Source organism: Methylobacterium sp. AC690 (genome assembly GCF_979256535.1).
The window spans coordinates 1-235 of the sequence record NZ_CEEDOX010000143.1; the positions used below are offsets into that span (position 1 = coordinate 1).

At 71.1% G+C, this 235-nt stretch carries 1 protein-coding gene; it reads right to left on the reverse strand.

Annotation, left to right across the window (positions count from 1 at the left end; translation table 11 throughout):
- Positions 1–235, reverse strand: a 235-nt coding sequence (locus AC0IY1_RS25640) for an SDR family NAD(P)-dependent oxidoreductase (protein ID WP_471773386.1), incomplete at both ends; no start/stop codon positions are given.

The window sequence follows — 235 nt, forward strand, 5'->3', positions numbered from 1 at the left end:
GTTGCCCGGCAGGACGGCGGTCACCCGGATGTTGGCGCTGGCGTAGTCGAGGGCGGCCGACTTGGTGAGGCCGATGCCAGCGTGCTTCGAGGCCGCGTAGCTGGCGCCCCCCGCGACGCCCCGGATGCCGGCACCCGACGCGGTGTTCACGCTCACGCCACCGCCCTGGCGCAGCATCTGCGCGCTCTCGTGCTTCATGCAGACGAAGGTGCCGCGCAGGTTGATGTCGAGGATG